The organism is Streptococcus sp. 2741 (assembly GCF_013276315.1).
Taxonomy (GTDB): Bacteria; Bacillota; Bacilli; order Lactobacillales; family Streptococcaceae; genus Streptococcus; species Streptococcus pseudopneumoniae.
Map to the genome: position 1 here is coordinate 1 of NZ_VMKU01000128.1, position 15,759 is coordinate 15,759.

The 15,759-nt window shown below is 40.4% G+C and carries 11 protein-coding genes and 5 pseudogenes; 14 read left to right on the forward strand and 2 right to left on the reverse strand.

Annotated features, from left to right (window positions below; genetic code table 11):
- Positions 1 to 79: 79 nt before the first annotated feature.
- From HT671_RS10270 to HT671_RS10290, 6 genes and pseudogenes are all read left to right on the forward strand, one after another.
- Positions 80 to 187: pseudogene (locus HT671_RS10270) on the forward strand (IS5/IS1182 family transposase); the annotation flags it as partial.
- 9 nt (positions 188 to 196) lie between these two features.
- Positions 197 to 319: pseudogene (locus HT671_RS10275) on the forward strand (chromosome partitioning protein ParB); the annotation flags it as partial.
- Between the two features lie 4 nt (positions 320 to 323).
- Positions 324 to 773 (forward strand): annotated as a pseudogene (locus HT671_RS10280) (GNAT family N-acetyltransferase).
- A 127-nt stretch (positions 774 to 900) separates the two neighbouring features.
- Positions 901 to 1,485 carry a DNA-directed RNA polymerase subunit delta gene (gene rpoE / locus HT671_RS10285; protein WP_000418412.1) on the forward strand — a complete coding sequence of 195 codons (585 nt, stop codon included), beginning with the start codon at positions 901 to 903 and terminating at the stop codon, positions 1,483 to 1,485.
- A gap of 135 nt (positions 1,486 to 1,620) precedes the next feature.
- Positions 1,621 to 1,746 carry a hypothetical protein gene (locus tag HT671_RS11965; protein ID WP_050315417.1) on the forward strand — a complete coding sequence of 42 codons (126 nt, stop codon included), beginning with the start codon at positions 1,621 to 1,623 and terminating at the stop codon, positions 1,744 to 1,746.
- Positions 1,747 to 1,874: 128 nt separating this feature from the next.
- Entirely contained in the window at positions 1,875 to 3,482 is a 1,608-nt protein-coding gene (locus HT671_RS10290) for a CTP synthase (protein WP_000105243.1), read from the forward strand.
- 558 nt (positions 3,483 to 4,040) lie between these two features.
- Here the strand turns inward: HT671_RS10290 and HT671_RS10295 are convergent.
- A pseudogene (locus tag HT671_RS10295) lies at positions 4,041 to 5,672 on the reverse strand (Na/Pi cotransporter family protein).
- 297 nt (positions 5,673 to 5,969) lie between these two features.
- Between HT671_RS10295 and HT671_RS10300 the strand changes: the two are divergent.
- The 5 genes from HT671_RS10300 (at position 5,970) to glnA (ending at position 14,921) form a co-directional block, all read left to right on the forward strand.
- Positions 5,970 to 10,985, forward strand: a complete 5,016-nt coding sequence (locus tag HT671_RS10300) for a bacterial Ig-like domain-containing protein (RefSeq protein WP_078929778.1) — start codon at positions 5,970 to 5,972, stop codon at positions 10,983 to 10,985.
- Positions 10,986 to 11,074: 89 nt separating this feature from the next.
- Positions 11,075 to 12,271: a phosphoglycerate kinase gene (locus tag HT671_RS10305; RefSeq protein ID WP_001096743.1), complete on the forward strand. Its 1,197-nt coding sequence runs from the start codon at positions 11,075 to 11,077 to the stop codon at positions 12,269 to 12,271.
- A gap of 305 nt (positions 12,272 to 12,576) precedes the next feature.
- On the forward strand, positions 12,577 to 13,104 hold the full coding sequence (locus HT671_RS10310) for an aromatic acid exporter family protein (protein WP_000119914.1): 528 nt from the start codon (positions 12,577 to 12,579) through the stop codon (positions 13,102 to 13,104).
- A gap of 76 nt (positions 13,105 to 13,180) precedes the next feature.
- The gene (gene glnR, locus HT671_RS10315; protein ID WP_000659548.1) at positions 13,181 to 13,537 is read left to right on the forward strand and encodes a transcriptional repressor GlnR; all 357 of its coding nucleotides are present in this window, start codon (positions 13,181 to 13,183) and stop codon (positions 13,535 to 13,537) included.
- Positions 13,538 to 13,574: 37 nt separating this feature from the next.
- Positions 13,575 to 14,921, forward strand: a complete 1,347-nt coding sequence (glnA, locus tag HT671_RS10320) for a type I glutamate--ammonia ligase (RefSeq protein WP_001122886.1) — start codon at positions 13,575 to 13,577, stop codon at positions 14,919 to 14,921.
- A 95-nt stretch (positions 14,922 to 15,016) separates the two neighbouring features.
- On the opposite strand, the gene HT671_RS10325 is transcribed toward glnA, so the two are convergent.
- Positions 15,017 to 15,136: a hypothetical protein gene (locus HT671_RS10325; protein ID WP_001808898.1), complete on the reverse strand. Its 120-nt coding sequence runs from the start codon at positions 15,134 to 15,136 to the stop codon at positions 15,017 to 15,019.
- Between HT671_RS10325 and HT671_RS11775 the strand changes: the two genes are divergently transcribed.
- The 3 genes and pseudogenes from HT671_RS11775 to HT671_RS10340 form a co-directional block, all read left to right on the forward strand.
- Positions 15,101 to 15,250 carry a hypothetical protein gene (locus HT671_RS11775; protein ID WP_000410533.1) on the forward strand — a complete coding sequence of 50 codons (150 nt, stop codon included), beginning with the start codon at positions 15,101 to 15,103 and terminating at the stop codon, positions 15,248 to 15,250. The two genes, HT671_RS10325 and HT671_RS11775, sit on opposite strands and share 36 nt — an antisense overlap.
- Positions 15,251 to 15,393: 143 nt before the next feature.
- Positions 15,394 to 15,531: a hypothetical protein gene (locus tag HT671_RS10335; protein ID WP_171043103.1), complete on the forward strand. Its 138-nt coding sequence runs from the start codon at positions 15,394 to 15,396 to the stop codon at positions 15,529 to 15,531.
- 92 nt (positions 15,532 to 15,623) lie between these two features.
- A pseudogene (locus HT671_RS10340) lies at positions 15,624 to 15,759 on the forward strand (restriction endonuclease subunit S); the annotation flags it as partial.

Sequence of the window (15,759 nt, forward strand, 5' to 3'; positions counted from 1 at the left end):
ACACCTCTACTTCTAAAACATTGTTAGAAATCGATTTGACTGTCTTGATTGATTTGTCCTGTTCTTATTTCATCTCACTATGAAAACGTTTAAAATATTTTCAACAACCTATCGAAATCATCGTAAACGCTTCGGATTACGAATGAATTTGATTGTTGGTATTATCAATCATGAACTAGGATTCTAGTTTTGCAGGAAGTCTATTTACTCTGTTTTTGATTTAGAAGATCGTATCCTAGCTCAAGATGGGTATGAAGCAAAATGGTATAACTGGTGTGATGGTTTTAATCAAGCAGCAACTCTTTTGTTGAAAAGGTAGTGCATTGTGTCTTGTTCCTTATTATAAGGTCAATCATTGTGAGGAAGCTTTTGCTTGGTATCAGGATGTGAACTTGGTTTACCTCGTAGATGGGGTGAAGCTTCCTTACAGTCAAGCGACCTTGGAAGCCATGTATTTCTATTTGGATCGGCATGGTGAGCCTTTTTGGATTGAAGTCAAGGAGAAGGGAGAATGGTTTCCAATTGGGGATATTACACTATCTCAGGATAATCTCCCCATTGTGATTGGGAATTCCGCTTACCAACATCGAGGACTTGGAAAAAAGATTCTAAGTGCTTTGATTGAATTTGCTTGAGTAAAAGGATGGAAAGAATTGAGAGTTAAGGAAATCTACACCTACAATCATGCTTCTAGGAGGTGTTTCAAGTCGCTTGGATTTGTGGAAAATGGAGCAACAGAAAAAGGAAGGAGTTTTATATTGGAATTAGTCTAATCCTGCCACTTTCTCCCCCTTAACCTTTGACTATTCCGCAAAATTATCGTAAAATAAAGAGTAAATGATAAAATGAGGTCAGAGTCTGTTTGCTCTGGCGATAGTAGTATAAATGAGGAGAAACGCTTTGGAATTAGAAGTATTTGCTGGGCAAGAAAAAAGTGAACTATCTATGATTGAGGTAGCGCGTGCTATCTTGGAACTTCGTGGTCGCGATCATGAGATGCATTTTAGCGATCTTGTAAATGAAATTCAAAACTACCTTGGAACATCAAACAGCGATATCCGCGAAGCTTTGCCTTTGTTCTACACAGAGTTGAACTTTGACGGTAGCTTCATCTCACTTGGGGACAACAAATGGGGTCTTCGTTCATGGTATGGTGTGGACGAAATCGACGAAGAAATCATCGCTCTTGAAGAAAATGACGACGATGAAGTAGCACCAAAAGCTAAGAAAAAACGTGTCAATGCCTTTATGGATGGTGATTCAGATGCCATTGACTACAATGCAGATGATCCAGAAGACGAAGATGCATACGAAGCAGATTCAGCTCTTTCATACGATGATGAAAATCCAGATGATGAAAAAAATGAAGTGGAAGCTTATGATGCAGAAATCAACGAAATCGCTCCAGATGACTTGGGAGAAGATGTGGATCTCAACGAAGACGACGAGTTTTCAGATGATGATGCTGAAATCATCGAGGAATAAAAGTTAGCTATTGACAATTATCCTATTTTTAGGTATCATATTGTTCGGGCACCTCTTTTAGAGGTCGGAGCTCCCTAGTTCTTAGGGAGCTATTTTTGTTTTTACAAGAAGTTATCTTCTTGTATTTTATACTCAATGAAAATCAAAGAGCAAACTAGGAAACTAGCCGTAGGCTGCTCAAAACACTGTTTTGAGGTTGTAGATAAGACTGACAAAGTCAGGAACACATATCTACGGCAAGGCGACGTTGACGCGGTTTGAAGAGATTTTCGAAGAGTATTAGTTGTGAATCTGGTGCAGTCGTCCCAGATTATTCTTATTAGTAGGGTCTTGTTTTCTATGTCCCCACGTAGTTAGCAAGACCTTGAGCACTTTAGAAAGAGGAATCTATGTCTACGAAATATATTTTTGTAACTGGTGGTGTGGTATCGTCTATTGGGAAAGGGATTGTGGCAGCGAGTCTGGGCCGTCTCTTGAAAAATCGTGGTCTTAAAGTAACCATTCAAAAATTTGACCCTTATATCAATATTGATCCAGGAACTATGAGTCCTTACCAGCACGGGGAAGTTTTTGTGACAGATGACGGAGCTGAGACAGATTTGGACTTGGGTCACTATGAACGTTTCATCGATATCAATCTCAACAAATATTCCAACGTGACAACTGGTAAAATTTACAGTGAAGTTCTTCGTAAGGAACGTCGTGGAGAATACCTTGGGGCAACTGTTCAGGTTATTCCTCATATCACAGATGCTTTAAAAGAAAAAATCAAGCGTGCCGCTCTAACGACCGACTCTGATGTCATTATCACAGAGGTTGGTGGAACTGTTGGAGATATCGAGTCCTTGCCATTCCTAGAGGCCCTTCGTCAGATGAAGGCGGATGTGGGTGCGGATAATGTTATGTACATCCATACAACCTTGCTTCCTTACCTCAAGGCCGCTGGTGAAATGAAGACCAAACCAACTCAGCACTCTGTAAAAGAATTGCGTGGATTGGGAATCCAACCAAATATGTTGGTGATTCGTACAGAAGAGCCAGCTGGTCAAGGAATTAAAAATAAACTGGCCCAGTTCTGTGATGTGGCACCAGAAGCCGTTATCGAATCGTTGGATGTCGAACATCTTTACCAAATTCCACTGAACTTGCAGGCACAAGGTATGGACCAAATTGTCTGTGACCATTTGAAATTAGACGCACCAGCAGCGGATATGACAGAATGGTCAGCCATGGTGGACAAGGTCATGAACCTCAAGAAACAAGTTAAGATTTCCCTTGTTGGTAAGTATGTGGAGTTGCAAGATGCCTATATCTCAGTGGTCGAAGCCTTGAAACACTCTGGCTATGTCAATGATGTAGAAGTTAAAATCAATTGGGTCAATGCCAATGATGTGACAGCAGAGAATGTAGCAGAACTCTTGTCTGATGCGGACGGGATCATCGTACCAGGTGGTTTTGGTCAACGTGGTACAGAAGGGAAAATCCAAGCCATCCGCTATGCGCGTGAAAATGATGTTCCAATGTTGGGAGTCTGCTTGGGAATGCAGTTGACATGTATCGAATTTGCTCGTCACGTTTTAGGACTCGAAGGTGCCAATTCTGCAGAGCTTGCACCAGAAACAAAATACCCTATCATTGATATCATGCGTGATCAGATTGATGTTGAGGATATGGGGGGAACCCTTCGCTTGGGGCTTTATCCGTCTAAGTTGAAACGTGGCTCTAAGGCAGCAGCTGCTTATCATAATCAAGAAGTGGTGCAACGCCGTCACCGTCACCGTTATGAGTTTAATAATGCCTTCCGTGAGCAGTTTGAGGCAGCAGGTTTTGTCTTTTCAGGAGTTTCTCCAGACAATCGTTTGGTAGAAATCGTGGAAATTCCTGAAAATAAATTCTTTGTAGCTTGTCAGTATCACCCTGAACTGTCAAGCCGTCCAAACCGACCAGAAGAACTCTACACTGCCTTTGTTACTGCAGCGGTTGAGAACAGCAATTAGCAAAATCAGAACCTTTGAGAAAAATCTCAGAGGTTTTTTGCATACGATGATATTGCAGTATATCTGAGGTAGGAGTCCTCTGTATGTACCTGCTACCGTTGAAATCAATAGCGACTCCCTCTTGCCCTGTGCTAGTGAATGGATTTTTCAGTATATTGAAATGAAATAAAATTTGAACAAATTAATTCGGAAAGCCAAATCAATTTCTAGCAAAGTTTTAGGAACTGGATTGTATAGTGAATTGAAATAAGATGTGAACAACTCTATCAGGAAAGTCAAATTAATTTATAGAAATATTTTAGCAGTCAAGATGTACTGTTATAGATTCAATATACTATACTTTTTTAATTTAATCCACTATAATAAAATGAAATAATAACAGGATAAATCGTTCAGGACAGTCAAATCGATTTCTAACAATGTTTTAGAAATAGAGGTGTACTATTCTAGTTTCAATATACTATATATCTGCAGAATACTCTTTCAGTTTCATTCAGCCTAGTCTTGCTTAGGAAAAAGCAAAAAGCCATCCAATTATGATGGATAGCTTCTTGGTTCTTAGATTTGTTCTGCAAAAACCTTTTCAGCAAGGTTCATAGCGTGGTCTGATACACGAGTGTAGTGTGAGATGATGTCTATAAAGTTGACCCCAGCTTGTGTTGAACATTCGCCCTTGTTGAGGCGTTTGATGTGGGTTTTTCTGAGAACACGTTCTATCTTATTGATTGCTTCATGACGTTCTACAAGACTGCGTGCTTTTTCAATATCATTGTTTTCCACACTATCCAGAGCATCTTTGATAAAGTCACTAGTTTGACGATAAACTTCCTCTAATTCTTTCAAGGCGGCATCAGAAAATTCAACATTTTTACGTTGAAGATAGTCAGTCAGATTGAGTAGAGCCTCCGCGTGGTCTCCAATCCGTTCCAAATCACGGGAGGAATCAAGGATATTGGTGAGCACTTCGCTTTCTTTTTGACTGAGAGCTTCGCTTGAAAGGGCAATGAGATAACGTGTTAATTGCTCATCGATGGTGTTAATGGCTTCTTCGGTTTTATGCCCTTTTTCAGCAACTTTTTCATCCAAGTCAATGATATACTTATAGGAAAGGTCAAAGGCTTTGGCAGCGTAGTTTCCTAAATGCAAGAGCTCTTTCTTAGCATTTCCGAGAGCGATAGATGGGGCTTGTTTGATGAAATGCTCATCAAGATATAAGGGTTCATATTTGACAACCTCGTCCTCTCCAGGAATAATCTTGGTTACAAAGTAAGCCAGAGCTCCGATAAATGGAAATTGGACAATGGTATTGGTAATATTAAAGGTTCCGTGAGCAAAGGCGATGGTCATTTCTGGTGCTAGATTTAGCGTAGCTTCAAACCAATGAATCAGGGCTGTAAAAGGAACTAGAAAAATAACGCAGACGACTGTTCCGATAACGTTGAAGGCAACATGAGCTCCTGCTACCCGTTTAGCTGCAATATTAGCACCTAAAGAGGCAATGATGGCTGTAATGGTTGTCCCGATATTGTCACCAAATAGAACTGGCAAAGCTCCTTGCAGGTCAATGAGATTGCTGGCGTAGAGGTTTTGTAAAATCCCGATGGTAGCCGAGGAAGCTTGAATCAGTAAGGTCAAGCCGGTACCGACAAAGACACCCAAAACAGGATTCTTACTTAGCTCAATCATATAGTCCTTAAAGACCTGTAAATCCTTGAGTGGAGCCATTGCACCGCTCATAAGATTGAGGGCAAAAAAGATACCACCGACACCAAAGAGGATGCGTCCGATATTATTGACTGTCCGATTTTTCGTAAAAAAGAGACAGACAGCACCGATAAAGAGCATAGGTAGGGCATAGTCACCTAGTTTAAACCCAATAAGAAAGGATGTGACTGTTGTCCCGATATTAGCCCCCATGACAATTCCGATAGCCTGACGTAAGGTTAGGAGACCGGCACTGACCAGGCCGACTGTGATAACTGTTACACCAGAACTAGACTGAATTAGAGCAGTCATCCCAATACCAACCAGAACTCAAAAGAAAGGATTACTAGTATATTTGTCAATGTAAAAACGAAGGCGATCTCCAGCAGCTTGTTGTAAACCGTCTCCCATGGTCTTGATACTATATAAGAATAGCCCCAGACCACCTAAAAAGTGAAATAAAATTTCCTGCCAATTAATGGACATTTCTTTTTCCTCCGAAAAATAATCGCGGAATATCTCCTATTCTATTTTAAAGGATAAAAGTAAATCTAACAAGTGTTAATGTCAAGTTTGTAAAAGAAAATTATAATTGATAAGTGTATTATTTTTAAGAGTTTTTAACCTTATTTTAGATTTGTGAAAACAGCTATTGTTTTTTGTCAAAAAATGCTTTAGGATAAAAATGTGATTATCTTGGTCCCTGTGATTGGGATAAAAATTTTATAAAGAAAGTTAAGCGCTTTCTTTTGTGCAACAAAATCAATTTTTTAGGAGGAGAAAATGAAGAATTCATTTTTTGAAAGACGTTGTCGTTACAGTATTCGTAAGTTATCAGTAGGAGCCTGCTCGCTGATGATTGGTGCTGTTTTATTTGCTAGTCCAGCCTTGGCTGAAGAAACTGCAGTTCCTGAAAATAGCGGAGCTAATACAGAGCTTGTTTCAGGAGAGAGTGAGCATTCGACCAATGAAGCTGATAAGCAGAATGAAGGGGAACATGCTAGAGAAAACAAGCTAGAAAAGGCAGAAGGAGTAGCGATAGCATCTGAAACTGCTTCGCCAGCAAGCAATGAAGCTGCAACTACTGAAACTGCAGAAGCAGCTAGCGCAGCTAAACCAGAGGAAAAAGCAAGTGAGGTGGTTGCAGAAACACCATCTGCAGAAGCAAAACCTAAGTCTGACAAGGAAACAGAAGCAAAGCCCGAAGCAACTAACCAAGGGGATGAGTCTAAGCCAGCAGCCGAAGCTAATAAGACTGAAAAAGAAGTCCAGCCAGATGTCCCTAAAAATACAGAAAAAACATTAAAACCAAAGGAAATCAAATTTAATTCTTGGGAAGAATTGTTAAAATGGGAACCAGGTGCTCGTGAAGATGATGCTATTAACCGCGGATCTGTTGTCCTCGCTTCACGTCGGACAGGTCATTTAGTCAATGAAAAAGCTAGCAAGGAAGCAAAAGTTCAAGCCTTATCAAACACCAATTCTAAAGCAAAAGACCATGCTTCTGTTGGTGGAGAAGAGTTCAAGGCCTATGCTTTTGACTATTGGCAATATCTAGATTCAATGGTCTTCTGGGAAGGTCTCGTACCAACTCCTGACGTTATTGATGCAGGTCACCGTAACGGGGTTCCTGTATATGGTACACTCTTCTTCAACTGGTCTAATAGTATTGCTGATCAAGAAAAATTCGCTGAAGCTTTGAAGCAAGACGCAGATGGTAGCTTCCCAATTGCCCGTAAATTGGTAGATATGGCCAAGTATTATGGCTATGATGGCTATTTCATTAACCAAGAAACAACTGGGGATTTGGTTGAACCTCTTGGAGAAAAGATGCGCCAGTTTATGCTCTATACCAAGGAGTATGCTGCTAAGGTAAACCATCCAATCAAGTATTCTTGGTACGATGCCATGACTTATAACTATGGACGTTACCACCAAGATGGTTTAGGAGAATACAACTATCAGTTTATGCAAAAAGAGGGGGACAAGGTACCCGCTGATCACTTCTTTGCTAACTTTAACTGGACCAAAGAGAAGAATGATTACTCTGTAGCTATGGCCAAATGGCTAGAGCGTAGCCAGTACGATGTCTTTGCAGGATTGGAATTGCAACAGGGTGGTTCTTATAAGACTAAAGTGAAATGGGATGCCCTTTTAGATGAAAATGGCAAACTTCGCTTGTCACTTGGTCTCTTTGCGCCAGATACTATTACAAGTCTTGGCAAGACAGGCGAAGACTATCATAAGAATGAAAATATCTTCTTCACTGGTTACCAAGGCGATCCAACTGGTCAAAAACCAGATGACAAGGACTGGTACGGGATTGCCAACCTAGTTGCGGACCGCACGCCAGCAGTAGGTCATACTTTTACCACTTCTTTTAATACAGGTCATGGTAGAAAATGGTTCGTAGATGGTAAGGTTTCTAAGGATTCTGAGTGGAATTACCGTTCAGTTTCAGGTGTTCTTCCAACATGGCGCTGGTGGCAAAAATCAACTGGTGATAAGTTGAAAGCAAGCTATGATTTTGAAGATGCTTATAATGGTGGAACTTCTCTTAAATTTGCAGGGGATCTTTCAGGTGCGACCAAGCAAGATGTGAATTTGTACTCTACTCGCTTGAAGGTGACAGATACAACCAAATTGCATGTTGCCCACAAAGGAGGCAAAGGGACCAAGGTTTATGTAGAATTTGCAACCAAGAAAGATTATACCTATGGTGATGAAGCTGCCCGTAAAGAATTGACAGTTTCAGATAACTGGACTACCGATGATTTTGATTTGAGTGCCTTGGCAGGTAAAACAATTTACGGTATTAAACTCTATTTTGAAAATGACAAAGACTTAAAAGGTTATCAATTTAACCTGGGGCAATTGACCATCAGCAATAATCAAGATGCTCCTCAGGCACCAACCACAGTAGCTGTAGCCAAACAAGTCCTTAAAAATGCCCAAGAAGCGGAAGCAGTTGTACAATTTACTGGTCATAAAGATGCTGATTTCTATGAAGTCTATGAAAAGGATGGCGATGCTTGGCGCCTATTGACAGGTTCATCTGCAACTACGATCTACCTACCAAAAGTTAGCCGCTCAGCTAGTGCGACTGGTACTAGTCAGGAGTTGAAGGTTGTTGCAGTTGGTAAGAATGGCCTTCGTTCTGAAGCAGCAACTACAAACTTTGAGTGGGGGATGACTGTCCAAGACACAAGTCTTCCAAGACCTCTAGCAGAAAACATCGTTCCAGGGGCTACTGTTATCGGAAGTACCTTCCCAGATACAGAAGGTGGAGAAGGTATCGAAGGTATGTTGAATGGGACCATCACCAGTCTATCTGACAAATGGTCTTCTTCTCAATTAAGTGGTAGCGTTGATATTCGTTTGACACAACCACGCCGTGTTGTGAGATGGGTCATGGATCATGCTGGAGCTGGTGGAGAATCTGTCAACGATGGTTTGATGAACACCAAAGACTTTGACCTCTATTATAAAGATGCGGATGGTCAATGGAAGTTGGCTAAGGAAGTCCGTGGCAATAAAGCTCATGTTACAGATATTACCCTTGATAAACCTATCACAGCTCAAGATTGGCGCTTAAATGTTGTCACTTCTGACAATGGAACTCCATGGAAGGCTATTCGTATCTATAACTGGAAAATGTATGAAAAGCTTGATACTGAGAGTGTCAATATTCCGATGGCCAAGGCTGCAGCCCGTTCTCTAGGCAATAACAAGGTACAGGTTGGTTTTGCGGATGTACCAGCTGGAGCAACCATTACCGTTTATGACAATCCAAATTCTCAAACTCCGCTTGCAACCTTGAAGAGCGAAGTTGGAGGAGACCTAGCAAGTGCACCATTGGATTTGACAAATCAATCTGGTCTTCTGTACTATCGTACCCAGTTTCCAGGCAAGGAAATTAGTAATGTCCTAGCAGTTTCCGTTCCAAAAGATGACAGAAAAATCAAGTCAGTCAGCCTAGAGACAGGACCTAAGAAAACAAGCTACGCCGAAGGGGAGGATTTGGACCTTAGAGGTGGTGTTCTTCGAGTTCAGTATGAAGGGGGAGCTGAGGACGAACTCATTCGCCTAACTCACGCAGGTGTATCAGTATCAGGATTTGACACGCATCATAAGGGAGAACAAAATCTTACTCTCCAATACTTGGGACAACCAGTAAATGCGAATTTGTCAGTGACTGTTACTAGTCAAGATGAAGCAAGTCCGAAAACTATTTTGAGAATTGAAGTAAGTCAGGAACCGAAAAAAGATTACCTAGTTGGTGATAGCTTAGACTTGTCTGAAGGACGCTTTGCAGTGGCTTATAGCAATGACACCATGGAAGAACATTCCTTTACTGATGAGGGAGTTGAAATTTCTGGTTACGATGCTCAAAAGACTGGTCGTCAAACCTTGACGCTTCGTTACCAAGGTCATAAAGTCAACTTTGATGTTTTGGTATCTCCAAAAGCAGCATTGAACGATGAGTACCTTAAACAAAAATTAGCAGAAGTTGAAGTGGCTAAGAACAAGGTGGTCTATAACTTTGCTTCACCAGAAGTAAAAGAAGCCTTCTTGAAAGCAATTGAAGCGGCTGAACAAGTGTTGAAAGACCATGAAACTAGTACCCAAGATCAGGTTAATGACCGTCTTAATAAATTGACAGAAGCTCATAAAGCTCTGAATGGTCAAGAGAAATTTACGGAAGAAAAGACAGAACTTGATCGCTTAACAGGTGAGGCTCAAGAACTCTTGGCTGCCAAACCAAACCATCCTTCAGGTTCTGCCCTAGCTCCTCTTCTTGAGAAAAACAAGGCCTTGGTTGAAAAAGTAGATTTGAGTCCAGAAGAGCTTGCAACAGCGAAACAGAGTTTGAAAGATCTGGTTGCCTTATTGAAAGAAGACAAGCCAGCAGTCTTTTCTGATAGTAAAACAGGTGTTGAAGTGCACTTCTCAAATAAAGAGAAGACTGTCATCAAGGGCTTGAAAGTAGAGCGTGTTCAAGCAAGTGCTGAAGAGAAGAAATACTTTGCTGGAGAAGATGCCCATGTCTTTGAAATAGAAGGTCTAGATGAAAAAGGTCAAGACGTTGATCTTTCTTACGCTTCTATTGTGAAAATTCCAATTGAAAAAGATAAGAAAGTGAAGAGAGTATTCTTCTTACCTGGAGGCAAAGAGGCAGTGGAATTGGCTTTTGAACAAACGGATAGTCATGTTATCTTTACAGCACCACACTTTACTCATTATGCCTTTGTTTATGAATCTGCTGAGAAACCACGAGTAGAATCTAATGGTGCAAATGACCTTGTTACTATCTCAACTAAACCAGAACAACAAAACATAGTCCTTCCAAAAACTACTAATCAACCGGCTTCTGATCAACAAAAGGCTCCTAAATTGGAAGTTCAAGAGGAAAAGGTTGCCTTTGACCGTCAAGAGCATGAAAATGCTGATATACTAGTTGGGGAACAACGAGTCATCATACAGGGACGAGATGGTCTGTTGAGACATGTCTTTGAAGTTGATGAAAACGGTCAGCGTCGTCTTCGTTCAACAGAAGTCATCCAAGAGGCGATTCCAGAAATTGTTGAAATTGGAACAAAAGTAAAAACAGAACCAGCAGTAGCGCCTACACAAGAAAAACCAGCCCAAAATACAGCAGTTAAATCAGAAGAAGCAGGCAAACAATTGCCAAATACAGGAACTGCTGATGCCAATGAAGCCCTAATAGCAGGATTGGCAAGCCTTGGTCTTGCTAGTTTAGCATTGACATTGAAACAGAAAAAAGAAGATGAAGATTAAATATCGAAAAATCTTGTGAAATCTTTCCTTATATTTCCAAAGTGTGATATAATAGTTTCGAATAAAATAAATAAAGGGGTTTTTGTAACATGGCAAAACTTACTGTTAAAGACGTTGACTTGAAAGGTAAAAAAGTCCTCGTTCGTGTTGACTTCAACGTACCATTGAAAGATGGCGTAATCACTAACGACAACCGTATCACAGCAGCTCTTCCAACTATTAAGTACATCATCGAACAAGGTGGACGTGCAATTCTTTTCTCTCACCTTGGACGTGTGAAAGAAGAAGCTGATAAAGCTGGTAAATCACTTGCTCCTGTAGCAGCTGACTTGGCAGCAAAATTGGGTCAAGATGTTGTGTTCCCAGGTGTAACTCGTGGTGCTGAATTGGAAGCAGCGATCAACGCTCTTGAAGATGGACAAGTTCTCTTGGTTGAAAACACTCGTTACGAAGATGTTGACGGCAAGAAAGAATCTAAAAACGATCCTGAACTTGGTAAATACTGGGCATCACTTGGAGATGGTATCTTCGTAAACGATGCATTCGGTACAGCTCACCGTGCACACGCATCTAACGTTGGTATCTCAGCAAACGTTGAAAAAGCAGTTGCTGGATTCCTTCTTGAAAACGAAATTGCCTACATCCAAGAAGCAGTTGAAACTCCAGAACGTCCATTCGTAGCAATCCTTGGTGGTTCAAAAGTTTCAGACAAGATTGGTGTTATCGAAAACTTGCTTGAAAAAGCTGATAAAGTCCTTATCGGTGGTGGTATGACTTATACATTCTATAAAGCACAAGGTATCGAAATCGGGAACTCACTTGTAGAAGAAGACAAATTGGATGTTGCGAAAGCTCTTCTTGAAAAAGCAAACGGTAAATTGATCTTGCCAGTTGACTCAAAAGAAGCAAACGCATTTGCTGGTTACACTGAAGTGCGTGACACTGAAGGTGAAGCAGTTTCTGAAGGCTTCCTTGGTCTTGACATCGGTCCAAAATCTATCGCTAAATTTGACGAAGCTTTGACTGGTGCCAAAACAGTTGTATGGAACGGACCTATGGGTGTATTTGAAAACCCAGACTTCCAAGCTGGTACAATCGGTGTGATGGACGCTATCGTGAAACAACCAGGTGTTAAATCAATCATCGGTGGTGGTGACTCAGCTGCCGCAGCAATCAACCTTGGTCGTGCAGACAAGTTCTCATGGATCTCTACTGGTGGTGGAGCATCAATGGAACTTCTTGAAGGTAAAGTATTGCCAGGTTTGGCTGCACTTACAGAAAAATAATTTCAGCATCCTGATTTTGTAGAAAAGGAAGAAAACTGAAACGTTAACAAAAAGGTGGCTATGTCACCTTTTTGTGTTAGTGTAGGTATTTGTGACGCGGTGGTGGAGCATCAATGGAACTTCTCGAAGGTAAAGTTCTTCCAGGACTTGCAGCCTTGACAGAAAAATAAGATTTTATAAACAAATCAAAGAAGAGAGGGGTGAAAGTTCCTCTTTTCTTTTGCTCAAAATAAAAACGCTTCCTCTCAACTATTCCTCATAAAAATCACCGATTTATGATAAAATGGAAATAGAAAGTTGAGATTATGAGTTATTTTAAAAAATATAAATTCGATAAATCCCAGTTCAAACTTGGTATGCGAACCTTTAAAACAGGTATTGCTGTTTTTCTAGTTCTCTTGATTTTTGGCTTTTTTGGTTGGAAAGGTCTTCAAATTGGTGCTTTGACAGCCGTTTTTAGCCTGAGGGAGAGTTTTGATAAGAGTGTCCATTTTGGGACTTCGCGTATTCTAGGAAATAGTATCGGTGGCCTCTATGCCTTGGTTTTCTTCCTAATAAATAGTTTTTTCCACGAAGCCTTTTGGGTAACCTTAGTTGTTGTTCCAATCTGCACCATGTTAACCATTATGACAAATGTAGCCATGAATAACAAAGCAGGGGTTATTGGTGGTGTAGCAGCTATGTTAATTATTACACTATCGATCCCGAGTGGGGAAACGATTTTGTACGTGTTTGCGCGTGTATCAGAAACTTTCATGGGAGTTTTTGTCGCAATTCTCGTAAATTACGATATTGATCGTATTCGGCTCTTTTTAGAGAAAAAAGAAAAATAATGTTACATTTTATAACATTATCAATTGACGTTTGTCTTTTTTTAGACTATAATAGACAGAAAGAAGGAAATTGTAAATGAAGGAAAAAGAATTTCGCCGAAATATGGCTGTTTTTCCTATCGGCAGTGTTATGAAGTTGACCGATCTATCGGCGCGTCAGATTCGTTATTATGAAGATCAAGAGTTGATTAAGCCTGATCGAAACGAAGGGAACCGTCGCATGTATTCCTTGAATGACATGGATCGTCTGCTTGAAATCAAAGATTATATCTCTGAAGGTTATAATATCGCTGCCATTAAGAAAAAATATGCTGAACGTGAAGCGAAATCCAAGAAAGCGGTTAGTCAGACTGAAGTACGTCGTGCACTTCACAATGAACTCCTCCAACAGGGTCGCTTTGCTTCAGTACGGTCACCTTTTGGTCGCGGTTAGGCAACCGCAAGTAGTCATACATTTAAGGAGAAAACTCATGCCAATCACAGCTGCAGATATTCGTCGTGAAGTCAAGGAAAAAAATGTTACCTTTATCCGTCTCATGTTCTCAGATATTTTGGGAACCATGAAAAACGTCGAAATTCCTGCTACAGATGAACAGTTAGATAAAGTCTTGTCAAACAAGGCTATGTTTGATGGATCTTCTATTGAAGGTTTTGTACGTATCAATGAGTCGGATATGTACTTGTACCCTGATTTGGATACATGGACAGTCTTCCCGTGGGGAGATGAAAATGGAAGTGTTGCAGGTTTGATCTGTGATGTCTATACAACAGAAGGTGAACCATTTGCAGGTGACCCTCGTGGCAATTTGAAACGTGCTCTTCGTCACATGGAAGAAGTAGGATTCAAATCCTTCAATCTTGGACCAGAGCCAGAATTCTTCTTATTTAAACTGGATGAAAATGGAGACCCAACACTTGAGGTGAATGACAAGGGTGGCTACTTTGATTTGGCACCTACTGATCTTGCGGACAACACACGTCGTGAGATTGTGAATGTCTTGACCAAAATGGGATTTGAAGTAGAAGCCAGTCACCACGAGGTTGCGGTTGGACAACATGAGATTGACTTCAAGTACGATGAAGTTCTCCGTGCTTGTGATAAGATTCAAATCTTTAAACTTGTTGTTAAAACCATTGCTCGCAAACATGGGCTTTACGCAACCTTTATGGCCAAACCAAAATTTGGTATTGCCGGATCAGGTATGCACTGTAATATGTCCTTGTTTGATGCAGAAGGAAACAATGCCTTCTTTGATCCAAATGATCCAAAAGGAATGCAGTTGTCAGAAACGGCCTACCATTTCCTCGGTGGTTTGATCAAACATGCCTACAACTATACTGCCATCATGAACCCAACGGTTAACTCATACAAACGTTTGGTTCCAGGTTATGAAGCGCCTGTTTACATTGCTTGGGCTGGTCGTAACCGTTCGCCACTTGTGCGCGTACCTGCTTCACGCGGTATGGGAACTCGTCTTGAGTTGCGTTCAGTGGATCCGATGGCAAACCCATACATCGCTATGGCAGTTCTATTGGAAGTTGGTTTGCATGGTATTGAAAATAAAATCGAAGCACCAGCTCCTATTGAAGAAAATATTTACATCATGACAGCAGAAGAGCGTAAGGAAGCTGGTATTACAGACCTTCCATCAACTCTTCACAACGCTTTGAAAGCTTTGACAGAAGATGAGGTTGTCAGAGCGGCTCTTGGAGAACATATCTATACTAGTTTCCTTGAAGCCAAGCGAATCGAATGGGCAAGTTATGCAACCTTCGTTTCACAATGGGAAATTGATAATTATTTAGACCTTTACTAATACTAATATAGAAGAAAGATTGCCTGAGGGCAAACAGTCACACAGCAGTCTAAGCCATCAAATACCTATAACCCTTAAAATAGCGATTTCGGTCGCTATTTATTTTTCGAAAAATCCTCTTGACTCTTTTGCGAATTAGATTTATCATCAGACGTGTAGAAGAAAATTAAGGAGTCACTATGGAAAAATTCAATTTCAAAAACAATATCGGGCAAGAAAACAAGTTACTTCAAATCGAAATCTACAAGTTTACTAACTTTTGCAAGCTTCAAAATTACACATCTGTAAATATTTTTTCGAAAGATATATTTGAAGCCATAGTAAATTGAGACTAGAATAGTACACTACATCTGCTAAAAATTTCTAGAAACTAATTTAACTTTCCTAATCGATTTGTTTACATCTTATTTCAATCTACTATATTATCTCAATAAATGATGATGGAGACTGTTTTGTTTGTGCTTGTCGATTTTTGAATCCTGATCGAACGGAAGAATATTTCTACCGAGGTTGCCAAGGGGAAAATCCTGAAGATATTGAATTTTATGATGAACAATTACAGGCAGAAAAGGTGGAGGTTTTAAGTATTCGATTGGAAGTAAAAAATTGAATTATCTACAATCTCATCAACAATAAACCTATTTCAACCCCATTATCTATAGGCGTATTTTTACGCCTTTTTATATACTTGAAGCACATAAGAAACATTATGAGAAGTTTGCTGATGGAAGCACTCAAGAAATTGATGTTCCTTATGATATTCCTGATACTTGGGAGTGGGTGAGGTTTTCTACATTGGTTGAAATTGTCAGAGGTGGCTCTCCACGACCAATCAAAG

Coding starts and splice junctions, on each gene's coding strand:
- HT671_RS11965 (WP_050315417.1), top strand. CDS start 1,621: ATGAAAATCAAAGAGCAAACTAGGAAACTAGCCGTAGGCTGCTCAAAA.
- HT671_RS10310 (WP_000119914.1), top strand. CDS start 12,577: ATGAGTTATTTTAAAAAATATAAATTCGATAAATCCCAGTTCAAACTT.
- HT671_RS10305 (WP_001096743.1), top strand. CDS start 11,075: ATGGCAAAACTTACTGTTAAAGACGTTGACTTGAAAGGTAAAAAAGTC.
- glnA (WP_001122886.1), top strand. CDS start 13,575: ATGCCAATCACAGCTGCAGATATTCGTCGTGAAGTCAAGGAAAAAAAT.
- HT671_RS11775 (WP_000410533.1), top strand. CDS start 15,101: ATGGAAAAATTCAATTTCAAAAACAATATCGGGCAAGAAAACAAGTTA.
- glnR (WP_000659548.1), top strand. CDS start 13,181: ATGAAGGAAAAAGAATTTCGCCGAAATATGGCTGTTTTTCCTATCGGC.
- HT671_RS10300 (WP_078929778.1), top strand. CDS start 5,970: ATGAAGAATTCATTTTTTGAAAGACGTTGTCGTTACAGTATTCGTAAG.
- HT671_RS10290 (WP_000105243.1), top strand. CDS start 1,875: ATGTCTACGAAATATATTTTTGTAACTGGTGGTGTGGTATCGTCTATT.